This window comes from Variovorax sp. PEI5 (assembly GCF_056679935.1).
The window spans coordinates 143,810-157,713 of sequence record NZ_JBWXPH010000003.1; the positions used below are offsets into that span (position 1 = coordinate 143,810).

The 13,904-nt window shown below is 63.8% G+C and carries 13 protein-coding genes and 1 pseudogene; 7 read left to right on the forward strand and 7 right to left on the reverse strand.

Features of this window, described 5'->3' with window-relative positions; all coding sequences use genetic code 11:
• The first annotated feature begins 2 nt into the window (after positions 1–2).
• Entirely contained in the window at positions 3–2,195 is a 2,193-nt protein-coding gene (gene paoC / locus AC1MLT_RS20160) for an aldehyde oxidoreductase molybdenum-binding subunit PaoC (RefSeq protein WP_481036011.1), read from the forward strand.
• Between the two features lie 203 nt (positions 2,196–2,398).
• Positions 2,399–2,698, forward strand: a complete 300-nt coding sequence (locus AC1MLT_RS20165) for a hypothetical protein (protein WP_481036013.1) — start codon at positions 2,399–2,401, stop codon at positions 2,696–2,698.
• On the opposite strand, the gene AC1MLT_RS20170 is transcribed toward AC1MLT_RS20165, so the two are convergent.
• Positions 2,683–3,423 (reverse strand): hypothetical protein, encoded by a 741-nt coding sequence (locus AC1MLT_RS20170; RefSeq protein ID WP_481036014.1) that lies wholly within the window; start codon positions 3,421–3,423, stop codon positions 2,683–2,685. The genes AC1MLT_RS20165 and AC1MLT_RS20170 overlap by 16 nt on opposite strands.
• A gap of 31 nt (positions 3,424–3,454) precedes the next feature.
• The gene (locus AC1MLT_RS20175; protein ID WP_481036015.1) at positions 3,455–3,922 is read right to left on the reverse strand and encodes a winged helix-turn-helix transcriptional regulator; all 468 of its coding nucleotides are present in this window, start codon (positions 3,920–3,922) and stop codon (positions 3,455–3,457) included.
• A gap of 130 nt (positions 3,923–4,052) precedes the next feature.
• Between AC1MLT_RS20175 and AC1MLT_RS20180 the strand changes: the two genes are divergently transcribed.
• On the forward strand, positions 4,053–5,357 hold the full coding sequence (locus tag AC1MLT_RS20180; protein WP_481036016.1) for a D-amino acid dehydrogenase: 1,305 nt from the start codon (positions 4,053–4,055) through the stop codon (positions 5,355–5,357).
• Between the two features lie 108 nt (positions 5,358–5,465).
• Here AC1MLT_RS20180 and AC1MLT_RS20185 read toward each other — a convergent pair whose 3' ends face one another.
• The 3 genes from AC1MLT_RS20185 to gntA all read right to left on the reverse strand — a co-directional run bounded on the left by AC1MLT_RS20185 (position 5,466) and on the right by gntA (position 7,399).
• A complete protein-coding gene (locus tag AC1MLT_RS20185) occupies positions 5,466–5,909 on the reverse strand; it encodes an ABC transporter substrate-binding protein (protein ID WP_481036017.1) in 444 nt (147 codons plus the stop codon).
• Between the two features lie 163 nt (positions 5,910–6,072).
• Positions 6,073–6,717 carry a DUF1989 domain-containing protein gene (locus AC1MLT_RS20190; protein WP_481036018.1) on the reverse strand — a complete coding sequence of 215 codons (645 nt, stop codon included), beginning with the start codon at positions 6,715–6,717 and terminating at the stop codon, positions 6,073–6,075.
• On the reverse strand, positions 6,710–7,399 hold the full coding sequence (gene gntA / locus AC1MLT_RS20195; protein ID WP_481036020.1) for a guanitoxin biosynthesis heme-dependent pre-guanitoxin N-hydroxylase GntA: 690 nt from the start codon (positions 7,397–7,399) through the stop codon (positions 6,710–6,712). The genes AC1MLT_RS20190 and gntA overlap by 8 nt, the downstream gene beginning before the upstream one ends.
• Before the next feature lie 202 nt (positions 7,400–7,601).
• Here gntA and AC1MLT_RS20200 point away from each other — a divergent pair, with 202 nt between their 5' ends.
• The 3 genes from AC1MLT_RS20200 to AC1MLT_RS20210 all read left to right on the forward strand — a co-directional run bounded on the left by AC1MLT_RS20200 (position 7,602) and on the right by AC1MLT_RS20210 (position 10,690).
• Positions 7,602–8,072, forward strand: coding sequence for a C40 family peptidase (locus tag AC1MLT_RS20200; protein ID WP_481036422.1), 471 nt, complete (start codon positions 7,602–7,604; stop codon positions 8,070–8,072).
• 1,036 nt (positions 8,073–9,108) lie between these two features.
• A complete protein-coding gene (locus tag AC1MLT_RS20205; RefSeq protein WP_481036021.1) occupies positions 9,109–9,723 on the forward strand; it encodes a hypothetical protein in 615 nt (204 codons plus the stop codon).
• 139 nt (positions 9,724–9,862) lie between these two features.
• On the forward strand, positions 9,863–10,690 hold the full coding sequence (locus AC1MLT_RS20210; RefSeq protein WP_481036022.1) for a hypothetical protein: 828 nt from the start codon (positions 9,863–9,865) through the stop codon (positions 10,688–10,690).
• Here AC1MLT_RS20210 and AC1MLT_RS20215 read toward each other — a convergent pair.
• Both AC1MLT_RS20215 and AC1MLT_RS20220 read right to left on the reverse strand, forming a co-directional pair.
• Positions 10,588–10,869, reverse strand: a pseudogene (locus AC1MLT_RS20215) (transposase); the annotation flags it as partial. The gene AC1MLT_RS20210 and the pseudogene AC1MLT_RS20215 overlap by 103 nt on opposite strands.
• Before the next feature lie 667 nt (positions 10,870–11,536).
• A complete protein-coding gene (locus AC1MLT_RS20220; protein ID WP_481036023.1) occupies positions 11,537–12,538 on the reverse strand; it encodes a LacI family DNA-binding transcriptional regulator in 1,002 nt (333 codons plus the stop codon).
• A gap of 396 nt (positions 12,539–12,934) precedes the next feature.
• Here AC1MLT_RS20220 and AC1MLT_RS20225 point away from each other — a divergent pair, with 396 nt between their 5' ends.
• Positions 12,935–13,894 carry a Bug family tripartite tricarboxylate transporter substrate binding protein gene (locus tag AC1MLT_RS20225; protein WP_481036024.1) on the forward strand — a complete coding sequence of 320 codons (960 nt, stop codon included), beginning with the start codon at positions 12,935–12,937 and terminating at the stop codon, positions 13,892–13,894.
• Positions 13,895–13,904 lie beyond the last annotated feature (10 nt).

Genomic DNA, 13,904 nt, shown 5'->3' on the forward strand with positions numbered 1-13,904 from the left:
CCATGAAATTCGATACCCCCGCCACCACCAACCCGATCGACCAGATGAAGGTCGTCGGCAAGCCGCTCGATCGCGTCGACGGCCGCCTGAAGACCACGGGCACGGCGCGCTACGCCTACGAGCACCATGACGTCGCGCCACGCCAGGCCTATGGCTATGTCGTCGGCGCCGGCATCGCCAAGGGCCGCATCGTGTCGATCGACCAGGCCGCCGCCAAGGCCGCGCCCGGCGTGATCTCGATCGTCACCGCGGCCAATGCCGGTAAGCTGGGCAAGGGCTCGATGAACACGGCTCGGCTGCTCGGCGGCCCGACCATCGAGCACTACCACCAGGCCATCGCGGTCGTCGTCGCCGAGACCTTCGAGCAGGCGCGCGCTGCCGCCCAGTTGCTGAAGGTCACCTACGACAAGGCACCGGGCGTCTACGACCTGGCCAAGGCCAAGGACACGCAGCGCCGCACGACCGACAAGAACAAGAAGGTCGGCGACTTCGCCAGCGCGTTCGAGCAGGCGGAGATGCGTCTGGACCTGACCTACACCACGCCCGACCACTCGCACGCCATGATGGAGCCGCACGCCACCACGGCGGTGTGGAATGGCGATCAGCTCACGGTCTGGACCAGCAGCCAGATGGTGGACTGGTTCACCGGTGACCTCGCCAAGACCCTGATGATCCCGAAGTCCAAGGTGCGCGTGATCTCGCCCTTCGTCGGCGGTGGTTTCGGCGGCAAGCTGTTCCTGCGCACCGACACCCTGATGGCGGCGCTGGCTGCGCGTGCCGCCGGACGACCGGTGAAGGTGACCTTGCAACGGCCCCTGATCGCCAACAACACGACGCACCGGCCCGCCACCGTCCAGCGCATCCGGCTGGGCACGACCGCGCAGGGCAAGATCACCGCGGTCGCGCACGAGACCTGGTCGGGCAACCTGTCCGGCGGCGATCCGGAGGATGGTTCGGCGCAGACGGCGATGCTCTACGCGGGTGCCAATCGCCTGACCGGCACGCGCCTGACGATGCTCGACCTGCCCGAGGGCAACGCCATGCGCGCGCCCGGCGAGGCGCCCGGCCTGATGGCGCTCGAAGCCTTCATGGACGAGGCGGCCGAGCGCCTGAAGCTCGATCCGATCGAGTTCCGCGTCATGAACGACACGCAGGTCGATCCGGCCGATCCGACGCGCAGGTTCTCGCAGCGCCAGCTGGTGCAGTGCCTGCGCGTGGGCGCCGAGCGCTTCGGCTGGAGCAAGCGCAATCCGACGCCCGGACGCGTGCGCGATGGCGAGTGGCTGGTCGGCATCGGCGTCGCCGCCGCGTATCGCGAGAACGCGGTCAAGAAGTCGGCCGCCCGCGTGCGTCTGGATGGCCGGGGCGTCGTCACGGTCGAGACCGACATGACCGACATCGGCACCGGCAGCTACACCATCATCGCGCAGACCGCCGCCGAGATGCTGGGCGTGCCGATCGAGCGCGTGGTGGTCAAGCTGGGGGATTCGACGTTCCCGGTGTCGGCTGGCTCGGGTGGCCAGTGGGGCGCCAACAGTTCGACATCGGGGGTCTATGCGGCCTGCGCCAAGTTGCGCGACATGGTGGCCCAGCGTGCGGGCATGGATGCCGCCGCCGTCACCTTCGCCGATGGCCGGGTGAGTGCCGGCGGCAAGAGCATGGCGCTGACCGAGGTGGCGACCCAGGAGCTGGTGGCCGAGGACACGCTGGAGTTCGGCAAGCTGGACAAGCAGTACCAGCAGTCGACCTTCGGCGCGCATTTCGTCGAGGTCGGCGTGAATGCCTATACCGGCGAGGTGCGGGTGCGGCGGATGCTCGCGGTCTGTGCTTCCGGTCGGATCCTGAATCCGAAGACGGCGCGCAGCCAGGTGATCGGCGCCATGACCATGGGTGCCGGTGCGGCCCTGATGGAGGAGCTGGCGATCGACGAGCGACTCGGCTTCTTCGTCAACCACGACCTCGCGGGCTACGAAGTGCCGGTGCATGCCGACATGCCGCATCAGGACGTCATCTTCATGGACGAGACGGATCCGATCTCCTCGCCCATGAAGGCCAAGGGCGTGGGCGAGTTGGGCATCTGCGGTGTCGGTGCGGCGGTGGGCAACGCGGTCTATAACGCCACCGGCATCCGGGTGCGCGACTATCCGATCACGGTGGACAAGCTGATCGACAAGCTGCCCTCGCTCGAGGCCTGAGCGGGGCCGGTGGGGGGGTTGTGGCTCGCGCGCCACGCGGTTTCCGGACGGCGCGCGAATTCCGACTTTCTTCACGGCTTGGAAGGTTTTGAAAGGTTGGGGCCTGGTGGGTCGCCACTCGATTCGGCGACGCTTCAGGCAACGCGAATCCGCGCATTCCGCAGCGGCTCGCAACCTCCACCTTTCCTCAGGAAATCCTCGCCATGACCTCTCTCGCGCAGTCGTCCGCCCAGCCCTTGCCCCTCGACGCCTCGCAGGTCAGCCTCGTGCTGGAACTGCTCGACATGCGCAGGCTGGCACCCAAGGAAACCGCCGCTCGCTTCTTCCAGCTCGGCCACCAGTCGGGCTTCTCGCTCGAGCAGCGGGACGTCGTCGAATGGCTGTTCGAGCTCGACGAGAGCCAGGTCGCCGGCATGCTGATGAATTTCGCCGACGACGAGGCTCGCGCGGTGGTACGCGAACAATTGGCCTACGAGGCCCGCCTCGATTACGTGCTGTCCTGAGGTTCGTCCGGTCGCAGGAAGCGACCGGTGGTCGGGCAGACGCGCATGGGAGCGTCATCGAGCCAGGCGCCCGGCACGCCATGGACATCGGCCGGATCGACCTTGTCGAAGTCGGACTGGAAGACGCGGATCGGCAACTCCCAGCTGGCGAAGATCTGCACGCATCGTTCCTCGACCGGGAAGTCCCGTGGCTCGAAACGTGAGGTGCCGCGCGCGACCACGCCATGGGGATTGCCGGTGTCGAAGACCATGATCGTTCCTGGCTGGAGCGCGATGCGTTGGCCCGTAGCCGGGAAGTAGACGTCCTGCCCCTGGTCCTCGCTCAGGAACAGGTTGCAGAACGCCTTGCCGCCATAGCGGTTGGCATCGTGATGGAAATGCGCTCCGCAGCAAGCCATCAACTCGGCGTCCGTCGTCCCGAGGTCATGCGCCAGCCCGGCGTCGCGCAGCCATCCCGAGGCCCGCGCGATGTCGTGTTCGTGGCGAGCCCAGGCGCCGGCGAGACTGGAGGTCCACAGCACCTGGACGGCGCCCGTCTCCAGGTCGGATCTGGCGATCGACCGTGACAGCGCGGGCCGTCGCTCCAGTGGCGCGACGTCGAGCCGGCCGCACCAGACGTCGCTCCGCACCCGCCGGCTGCACAGCTGTTCCTCGTCGTCGCGATGGTGCACGCGCAGTCCGTCCAGGAACCTGGGCGGGTCGATGGTCGGATTCGTCGATTTCATGGGAGGAGCGGTGGGAGCCGGAGCGCAGGCGTCAGCGATCGGTCCTCAGGGCCAGCGACTCCTTCAGCTCCTCCATGACCACATAGCTGTGCGACTGCGCGGCGACGGGGAGTTTCTGCAGGATGTCGCCCAGCAGGCGCCGGTATTCGTCCATGCCTCCCAGCCGTGCCTTGACCAGGTAGTCGAAACCGCCGGAGACCAGGTGGCATTCCTGCACGTCGGGCACGTGGAGCAATTCGTCGCGCACCCGATCGAAGACGTCACCCGACTTGGACGTCAGGGTGATCTCCACGAACACGAGCAGCGTCTTGCCCAGGGCCCGAGGCGACACGCGGGCGTGGTAGCCGGTGATGACGCCATCGCGCTCCATGCGCCGCACGCGCTCCGCGCAAGGGGAAGTGGAGAGTCCGATGCGTTGCGCCAGGTCGGTCATCGAGATCCGGCCCTCGCGTTGCAGGACGTCGAGGATCTTGCGGTCGGTGCGGTCGAGGTCGGACATTTCACTGCGGCTGGCAGGCGAGGCGGGTCATGCGCCGGAGTATTCACTGCAATGGCGTCGGAAAACAATGAAATTTGCTGCGATCGAAGGCATAGATTAAGCGAATCGATCAACACATCCAGTTTCAGCCATGAAAGTCATTGTCCTCGGCGGCGGCGTCATCGGCGTCAGCACGGCCTACTATCTCGCTCGATCCGGCGCCCGGGTCACCGTGCTCGATCGCCAGGCCGGACCTGCCCGGGAGACCAGCTTCGCCAACGCCGGGCAGGTGTCGCCAGGCTATTCGACGCCGTGGGCGGCACCGGGCATTCCCTTGAAGGCGCTGAAATGGATGTTCCAGAAGCACGCACCGCTGGCGGTGCGACTCGATGGCAGTCTGTTCCAGCTGCAATGGATGGCGCAGATGCTGCGCAACTGCTCGCCCGAGCGCTATGCTGTCAACAAGGAACGCATGATGCGTGTGGCCGAGTACAGCCGAGGCTGCCTCCAGCAACTGCGCACCGAGACCGGCATCGCCTACGAGCAACGCACCGGTGGCACGCTGCAACTGTTCCGGACCCAGGCCCAGCTCGATGCAGTGCAGCGTGACATCGCGGTGCTCGAGGAATGTGGCGTGCCCTACGAATTGCTCGCGGCCGACCAGCTCGCCAGCGTCGAGCCGGCCTTGGCCCAGGCACGCGACCGGCTCGCCGGAGGACTCCGGCTGCCACGCGACGAGACCGGCGATTGCCATCTTTTCACGCAGGCCCTCTGCGCACGCGCGCGGGACCTGGGCGTCGAATTCCGCTTCGGCCACGACATGGACGGCCTGGTGCGTGAAGGCGACCGCATCGCCGGTGTGCGGGTGCGTGGTGAAGTGTTCGAGGCCGATCGCTATGTGTTGGCGCTCGGGAGCTATTCGCGTGACTTTCTTCGACCGCTCGAGCTCGATCTGCCCGTGTATCCGGTCAAGGGCTATTCGTTGACGGTACCGCTGGTGGATCCGGCATTGGCGCCGCGGTCGACCGTGCTCGACGAGACCTACAAGATCGCAGTCACCCGCTTCGACGACCGCATCCGTGTCGGCGGCATGGCAGAACTCGGTGGCTTCGACCTGCGGCTCGATCCGCGCCGGCGTGCGACCCTGGAGATGGTCGTCAACGACCTGTTCCCAGGCGGTGATGTCGGCCGGGCGACGTTCTGGACGGGTCTGCGTCCGATGACACCGGATGGCACGCCTATCATCGGTGCGACGCGCTACGACAACCTGTTCCTCAACACCGGGCATGGAACCCTCGGCTGGACGATGGCCTGTGGTTCAGGCCGCCTGGTGGCCGACCTGGTCACCGGCCAGCGTCCCGAGATCAGTCCGAATGGCCTGGGCATGGACCGCTATGCGTCGTCGTCCCGAGCCGCCGCCCACGGAGCCCGGCGACCCATCGGCACACCCGCCTGAATCGCCATTCGCTGAAGACCGGGAGGGTCGTCGGCTCGACCGTCATCGGATCATCATGGTTCGCGAAGGCTGTCCGAGTCGATTCCGGCTGGTTCGTGCAGGGATGCCTTATTTGACGGTGGCCGCGCGCGCCGCTTCGGCCTTGGCCTTGGCTTCATCAGCCTTGCGCTGAAGCTCCTTGGCTTCCTTTTCGGCGGTCTCCGCTTCCTTGGCCTTGGCTTCCTTTTCCTTGTCGGCGCCGGAAGGCCCGGCGATGGCGTTGCCCGCCATGGTGCCGATCAGACCACCGGCTGCCACGGCGCCCATCGTGCCCATCAGGCCAGGACCAGCCGCTGCGGGAGCAGCGGCAGCGGCCGGCGCGGCGGCATTGGCCGCTGCAGGCGCCGCAGGAGCAGGCGTCGGCGTACGCGCGGCCGGCGTGGTGGCGGGCCGCGCGGTGCTCGCACGACTGCCGAAGCGCTTCGCATGCGCGACGTCGGGAATGGTCAGGGAACCGATGGTCAGTGCGATGACGGCAGCGGCAGTGGTGCGAAGAGAAACGGAGTGACGCATGGGATGTCCCTTGAATATGGTGCGAGGAGTCGTCGGGCCGGACAGCGAGCCCCTGGCCCGCCACGTCTTCGTCGACCCGTGGTCTTCTCATGATGCGGGCCCTTCGGGCATCCCATGTCATAGTCCCCAGACGCCGCGAGGTCTAGCCGGCTCCCGGGCCGGTTCAGGCTGTCGCGACCCGTACCGCCGCCGGAACGATCTCGTAATCGATCGGCTTGAACGTGCCGTTGTTGGACTGTTCTGCCGAGCAGGACGTGAGGGCGCACACGAGGTCCATTTCAGCGCGCAGTTCGATGACGTCCCCCGGCCTGGAAGTCGGCGGCTTGACCGCCACCATGCCTTCGGGACTCACTGTCACGTTCATGAAGATGTTGAAGGTGGTGTGGATCTGCTCGGGGCGGATACCGAACTCCCTGAATGCCGTGTACAGGTTCTCGAAGCAGCTCGGGTGATGACCGACGTGCCGATACAGGATCTCGAACATCTCCTGGCTGCAGGGCGTCAGCAGGAAATCGTGACGGCCCACCGTATCGGCAACGATCGTGAACATGCGCTGGCTATCGTTGGCATACAGCACGTCACCGGTCGTCAGATAGATCTTCGAGGCATAGTCGATGCTCCGGCCCGAGGACAGGCTGCAGGCGTGGTTTCCATCCTGAAACGCATAGAGGTCCGCTACTTGCTCGCCCTCGGGATCGATGACGCGCAGGACCTCGCCCTTCTTCAGTCTGAATCCGCGGCCTGACTGTGACGGGATCCGGCAGATGTCGCCGTGGGCATGACCATGTCGATGAGTATGCTCAGCCATGATGGGCCTCCTGACGATGGAACGGGCAGCCCCAGTCCGCTTCGACCTCGCGGCCCGAATACTGCCGTGCCTCGGAGGCATCGCCGAATCGCGAGAGCACCGGATTGACCGAACCCTGCAGTGCGACATCGCGCTTGCGGATGCTCTCCTGCATGCTCTGGTACTTGCCGGTTGTCTTGAGAGCCTCGAACTGGCCATGAAAATTGAAGACCAGGCACGGCACCGGTGCGCGACGCGCGAGCCTTGAGGCGCCCGGATGCAGGCCCACGACGAAGAACGCACGGCCACCGATACTGAATGAAAATTCGTTGCGTGTCGGATCACTGGACACCGAGTCGTCCCATGAGGAACCCAGTGAGACATCGTAAGCATGCATGTCAGCGAGTTGGCGCCAGAGCAAACGCTCGAATGTCAGCTCGTCGAGCGCGACGGGATCGAACATGGCGATGAAGCTGACAGGTGCGGTGCCAGGCGATGCGAATTCCTCCGAGAAGGCGTGCAATCCATGCACCAGCGCACGTGCGGCGTTTTCGCTGCCCAGAATACCGGCGGGGACGAAGCGGACTCGATCCTTGTTCAATGCGGATTTGGCACCGACGCAGGGAAACGAAGCATCGGAGATGTAATCGGAGACCGCTCGCCGCGAGACGGCGGATGGTGAAAGGGGGGTCGACAGAAGCATGGAGAACCTACAAACTTGAATACGACCAAGTTAGACGGCACACAGACCTGCCATGCCGGCCATGAGAGCCACATCGGGTGGGCTTGCGTGAGGCTGGGTGTAGGGGAATGCGCTGCCAATGATCGACATCACCCATGACATTTCCGTGATTGCGCGACGCTGCCTGACTCGACGTCGTCCGGCGCCATCGCCGTTGCCCCAGATGCTGGCCAGTCTGACGGTGGGTGCCGTGCTCACGCTCGCCGGATGTGCCAGTGCGCCTCGCCCGTCCGCCACGCCGATGCGCGTCCAGTCGGCCATCACGACCGAACAGGCACAGGACATCGCCATCCATGCGCTGGGGCTGGTGGGCACGCCCTATCGGTATGGCGGTAATACGACGGAAGGGGGCTTCGATTGCAGCGGATTGATCGGCTACGTCTATCGCACGCGCGTGGGCGTGACCCCTCCACGTACCGTCGCGCAATTGTCTGGTTTCGGGCGGGCGGTGAACGAAGGCGAACTGCGAAGCGGTGATCTGGTGCTGTTCGGTGGCACACGACCCACGCACGCTGGCATCTACGTGGGGGAGGGCCGCTTCGTCCACGCGCCGTCCTCGGGAGGCGACGTCCGGCTCGATCGGCTCGATGGTCCGTATTGGTCGCGTCAGCGTTACGAGGCGCGACGCATCTGACCTCGGATTCGTGACGGCACCTGGCGGTCTCGCACCAGGCCGCCCGGCGTTCCGCACCATCATCACCTCATCGTCCCGGTTCGACTCGCAGCTCGTGGACCCAGCGTTCCCGCGGCGTTCACGGGAGCGGTCAGGACATCACACGCCGACGGCGTTTTCTGCATGGGGTGGACTGGCGCTGCGAGCGGCGCCTGTCCGCTGCTGATCCGGCGAAGTGAGCATTTCCGGCTCGCCGGATCACGCCATCGTGGAAGCAACGTAACCAGGTCGAATTCAGGGATTTTCCAGGCTGCGCGCGGACCGAATGGCCTCGGTCGCTGCACCTCGGACCCGATCCACGTGGCCAGGCGTTCGTCCATCGCGGTGGGCGCAAGAGCGCGGCTTCGAACATCTGGCCAGTGACACCGGTTCATCTTCGACATCACCTCTCATGAGTCGTGCAGCCGGCTGATGAGGCGACGGATGTCACGGGTTGGCAGGTCCAGACGCTGCGCACGATCGATCGGCAACGTGCAGGGACCACCCTTGCACATCGATCGCGAGGCCTGTGCCCTGGTAGCGCGTCGATAACCACCTGGATCCCGATTCGACCCGTGGTCGAGCAAGCGCTTGGCACGTCCTTGGCACTTCAAAAGTGAGCAGGACCCCTCATGCCCAAGCCCGGCCGGTCCCACGGGCAAAACGCCAAGCAACGAATCATGGTCATCAATCCTGATCGCGCGTGTCACGACTGCCATCTCGTATCCGCCCGGGACGACCAGCCATGGCTGCTTCTTATGAAGGAGCTCAATCATCAACTAATTAATTAGTTATAGATGCTTGTTGCGCTCGAGAAAAAGGTGCCTTTGAATTAAAAGCTCCGGTGCACTTCGTGAGAAACATCACAGCGTGGCGATCACACATATCGCCGGCGTAAACAATTCTGACGTTGTAAACGTAATCCTGATCCTTCGTGATTTGATCGACGCGTCCAGACCGAGCCATGACGACCTGTCGTCGGCCGGGTCGATCACGTCATATTTAAAGAAGGCCTTTCATGCTCGATTCCGTACTGCAGGCGCATATTCCAGTCGTCAATAGCAGGCGCTCCCTGATAGTCACCCGCGTGCTGGCCGGTACCGTCTTCAGCTTATTTCTTTCAACTGCAGCACTCCCGGCCGATGCGCAGTTGGCACCTTCTGTCATCGAGCCCTCCGCGACCAAGGCTGAGTCGGCGGTCGTGATCGATCTGAAACAAAGCAAAGTCATATTGGATGAAAAAGGTGCAGAGCACCTCGTCGACGCGGAAACCGTCAAACCTGGCGACGTGATCGAGTATCGAGCCACCTACAAGAACCGATCTTCCAAGTCGGTTGCTGGACTGATCGCAAATCTACCCATCCCGGAAGGCATGGAATATCTACCGAAGTCCACGAGGCCAGGTGGTCGTCTTCCGACGTTCGCTGCAAAAGACGGTCGATACGGCGCCGAGCCGTTAATGCGACAGGCAGCCGGTCAAAAGGAAATTTCCGTTCCCTATAACGAATATCGCGCAGTACGTTGGCAACTCGGGCAACTTCCTGCAGGCGGCATCACGGAAGTAAGTGTCCGCGCCAAAGTCGAAGCAGTTGTTCCATCTGTCCAAAAAACAGTCCCGAGTGCTCAGCGCTGATAAGCAGCACGGCTGACCCATTTCTATTGGTATGAGGAGTCGAATGGCAATTGCCATTCGGCAGGCCTGCGCATGCATAGGCAAAACCTCAAAGTATTCATCTGAGTGATCAGTTTTTGTCCCTAGTAGGAGGAATCAAGTGAGAATAGAGGCAACATATCCCCGCACCGGTGAGAAACCGGGTTTGGCGTGGGCAAGCGCAATAGCGCTGACGTTCGGTCTTCTTTTTGGAAGTTCGAACGCTAGCGCTGCTCCTCCGCCTGCCAACACGGTCATCGGCAATCAGGCATCCGCTTCGTACACCGACCCTTCAGGCGTCCTGCAGCTTGCCACCTCGAATTTGGTTCAAACCACAATTCAGCAAGTCGGCTCGTTCACGCTGGATGGCTTCAATCAGCCCACGACGAACATTGTCAATACAAGCTCTGGTGCTGCGGGTACGATCATTTATGCACCCCACGTGTTGACGAACACAGGCAATGGCACTGATACCTTTACGATCAGGGTCGTCGACGACAACAGCCGCTTCTCGCGTGTGGAAGTATTTGCCGATTCGTCCCTCAATGGAAAGCCGACCGGCCCAGCACTCTGCACCGCGACACCGACCCCATGCGTCATATCGGCGCAGTCGGTAGCAGGAAACAACGGCGTCTTCCAGTTCTTGGTCGCCTACACCATCCCTGCGACTGCAACCACCCCCACGACGCCGTACGACACAGCCACCATCACGGCGACTCCTGGAACACCGGCTCTTTACACGGCATCCAATTCATCGGTCGTAGATAAGGATCAGGTCAATCTGACGACGCTAGCGGCATTCAGCGTCACGAAATCTTTGGGTATTCCGGCTGTATCCGCACCCGGCGGCGGAGCTTGGCGGCCGCAGGCAAAGCGGATCATCAAGCGCAGGTCCATGACCATCGCCTCCAAGCGGCTCGCGTCCAGCCAGCAGCGGCTTTGTTGGTAGACCGCTTTCCAGGGTGGGAAGTCATTGGGCAGCAATCTCAAGGGGGAGCCCGACCGCACGATCCAGCGCAAGGCATTGAAGACCTCGCGCAGTCTGTGCTCGCGCTGCGGGGCGTCCTCGCTCATGAGGACCAGGTACGGTGCGGCGAAGCTTCACTCTTCATCGCTGACATCGGTTGGCTACGGCTTTCTTGGTATCGCGCCAAGATATCGGTGGGCCCAGCCCGATCAAGTCAAAAGGCAGAACACGCTCTCGACAAGACAAGACAAGCAGAACGATGCGAAGTCCAACAAGAATGAGGGAAGAACCCGACGCGAGATGAAAGATGCTGGATGCTGGATGCTGGATGCTGGATGCTGGATGCTGGATGCTGGATGCTGGATGCTGGATGCTGGATGCTGGATGCTGGATGCTGAAATAGGAAATAGGAAATAGGAAATAGGAAATAGGAAATAGGAAATAGGAAATAGGAAATAGGAAATAGGAAATAGGAAATAGGAGCGTGGAGCGTGGAATGCTGAGTGCGCAAGATGCCAAGCCTCGCAGCAGCCAGGGGATGCTGCACGAGACGCGAGACGCGAGAGCCGAGAGCCGAGAGCCGAGAGCCGAAACCCGAGACGCGAGACGCGAGGCCCGAGACCCGAGACCCGAAACGCGATGCGGTAAGCCTGATGCGCATCCAGAACAGACGATGGAGTGAAAGGCAACGCCCCCGCAGAAGCGAAGCCCCAGCAAGCGCGGGAAACCGGATGGCAATCGCGTCGATCCAGATCCCACGTCCGCCCACGTCCGCCCACGCGGCCAAGGGCGACTTCCGGCGGCGGCAGCGGCCGCCGGTGATTGCCATCAGCTTCCTGTCGTCTGTCGCTCGATCATCCGGAACCCGACATCGATGACGGGCTGGGCCACGGTTTCGCCCCGGCAGCGCGCGATGATCAGGTGCGCGGCCAGCCGGCCGATCTCGGGGCCGTCGACGTGCACCGTCGTGATGGACGGCACCATGTGGGCACTGAAGTCCGCATTGCCGAAGCCGCAGATCGCGAGATCCTCGGGCACGCGCAGCCCGCGCGCCATTGCCTCGATGAAGACGCCATGCGCGAGCTGGTCGGAACTGCAGCAGACCGCCTGGAGCCGAGGCTCCTGCGCCAGCAGCTCGGCCAATGCGCTGCGGCCGCGCTCCAGGCTACTGGGTGCCTCGACATAAGCCGTCGGAGCCTCGCGGCCGATCGTGGTGATGAAGCCATCGCGCCGCGTCAGTGCGCGCTCGTCGTTGCCAGTGGCGATGCCGACGTGCTGCCAGCCCCGCGCGAGGAAGAAGCCGCCGACCGCGCTCCCCACCTTCAGATGCGAGAAGCCGACGCACATGTCGATCGGCCGGTCGCTCAGGTCCCAGATCTCGACGACCGGAATGCCCGACCGTCGCAACCGGTCACGCACCTTCTGCGATTGCACCAGCCCGGTCATGACGATGCCGTCGGGCTGACGGCCGATCATGGTGTTGAGCACCGTCTCCTCGCGCTCGGGGTCGTAGGCCGTCTGGCCCAGGATGAGTTGATAGCCGGCAGCGGCCAGTTCGTTGGTGAGCGACTGCACCGTGGGCAGGAACTGCCAGACCGACAGGGCCGGCACGACACCGGCGACCATCAGGCTGCGCTTGGACTTCAGGCCGCCGGCGAGCAGGTTGGGGATGTAGCCGGTCGCCTCGACCGCCGCTTGCACGCGCGCGATGGTCTTGTCCGACACCACGCCGGGATTGCCCAGTGCCCGCGATGCCGTGATGAGCGAGACGCCGGCCGCCTTGGCGACGTCGTGCAGCGTGACGGACTTGAAGGCGGATGGAACATTCATCGGTGGGATCCGGGAAGACGATGGTCGCGAGCGCTGGAGGCAGGAAAGGCGCGCGGGCGGAAGCGTCGCCGACGCGCCCCCTATCGTAGATGACAACGTTAGCAATGTCGCGCGACTGGTACGCCTCGAGCCGTATCGAGTCGCCGAGGTTCGCCGACGAGCCTCGATCTCCTCGCGAACCAAGGGCAAACCCTGACGTCTGGGCTCTTGACCTGGCAAAAATGACAACGATATCATTCGTCTGCTTCGATAGTCCGTACGATTCGGTCCCTGTTCGGAGATCGTCATTCCAAAGCACTGACCGACTCGGGTCGGTCGTAAATGACAACGTTAGCATTTTGGCTTTGGAAGTCCGTGTCCCGTCTGCAATCCGCTCATTCCTGGAGACATACCCCCGTGAAAAAGATCCTGACCGCGCTCGCAATCGGCCTGGCCGCCATGACCACGAGCGCCCAGAGCTGGCCCGACAAGGCCGTGACCTTCGTGGTGCCGTTCCCCCCGGGCGGATCGACCGACCAGGTGGCCCGTGCCATGACGCCACGCCTGACGGACAAGTTCAAGCAATCCTTCCTGGTCGACAACAAGGCCGGCGCGACCGGCACCATCGGCGCCACCTTCGTCAAGCGCGCGGCGCCCGATGGCTATACCTTCCTGGTCACCTCGCTCGGTCCGCTGGTGATCGTGCCGCACCTCATCAAGGGCCTGCAGTACGACCCGCTGAAGGACTTCGACACCATCACGGTCGCCGTTGCGTCGCCCAACATCCTGGTGGTGCCGGCCAATTCGCCGCACAAGAGCGTGGCTGACATCATTGCCTACGAGAAGGCCAATCCCGGCAAGATGACCTTCGCGTCGGCCGGCAATGGCTCCAGCGACCACCTGACGGCGGAACTCTTCTGGCAGCAGACCGGCACCACCGGCATCCACGTGCCCTACAAGGGCGGAGCCCCGGCCCACACCGACCTGATGGGCGGACAGGTCGATGCCTCGTTCCAGAACGTCAATTCGGTGGCGCAGTACATCAAGGGCGGCAAGATGCGCGCCCTGGCCATCACCAGCCCCAAGCGCTCGGCCATCTTCCCCGACGTGCCGACCCTGGCCGAGGTGGGCGTGAAGGGCGTCGAAGTGACGTCGTGGCAAGCCATCGTGGCGCCCAAGGGCCTGCCCGCGGCGGTGCGCGAGAAGGCGCACGATGCCTTCGTCGAGGCGCTCAACGACCCCAAGGTCAAGGAGCAGTTCACCTCGATCGGTTTCGAGATGGTGACCAACACGCCGGCCCAGTTCGCCGAGTTCCAGCAGAAGGAGTACGCGCGCTGGAAGAAGGTGATCGAGGTCGGCAAGATCTCGATCGACTGAGGACCGCCCC

Excerpts from the sequence above, each read along its gene's own strand:
- paoC (WP_481036011.1), top strand. The coding sequence starts at position 3 with ATGAAATTCGATACCCCCGCCACCACCAACCCGATCGACCAGATGAAG.
- AC1MLT_RS20165 (WP_481036013.1), top strand. The coding sequence starts at position 2,399 with ATGACCTCTCTCGCGCAGTCGTCCGCCCAGCCCTTGCCCCTCGACGCC.
- AC1MLT_RS20170 (WP_481036014.1), bottom strand. The coding sequence starts at position 3,423 with ATGAAATCGACGAATCCGACCATCGACCCGCCCAGGTTCCTGGACGGA.
- AC1MLT_RS20175 (WP_481036015.1), bottom strand. The coding sequence starts at position 3,922 with ATGTCCGACCTCGACCGCACCGACCGCAAGATCCTCGACGTCCTGCAA.
- AC1MLT_RS20180 (WP_481036016.1), top strand. The coding sequence starts at position 4,053 with ATGAAAGTCATTGTCCTCGGCGGCGGCGTCATCGGCGTCAGCACGGCC.
- AC1MLT_RS20185 (WP_481036017.1), bottom strand. The coding sequence starts at position 5,909 with ATGCGTCACTCCGTTTCTCTTCGCACCACTGCCGCTGCCGTCATCGCA.
- AC1MLT_RS20190 (WP_481036018.1), bottom strand. The coding sequence starts at position 6,717 with ATGGCTGAGCATACTCATCGACATGGTCATGCCCACGGCGACATCTGC.
- gntA (WP_481036020.1), bottom strand. The coding sequence starts at position 7,399 with ATGCTTCTGTCGACCCCCCTTTCACCATCCGCCGTCTCGCGGCGAGCG.
- AC1MLT_RS20200 (WP_481036422.1), top strand. The coding sequence starts at position 7,602 with ATGCTGGCCAGTCTGACGGTGGGTGCCGTGCTCACGCTCGCCGGATGT.
- AC1MLT_RS20205 (WP_481036021.1), top strand. The coding sequence starts at position 9,109 with ATGCTCGATTCCGTACTGCAGGCGCATATTCCAGTCGTCAATAGCAGG.
- AC1MLT_RS20220 (WP_481036023.1), bottom strand. The coding sequence starts at position 12,538 with ATGAATGTTCCATCCGCCTTCAAGTCCGTCACGCTGCACGACGTCGCC.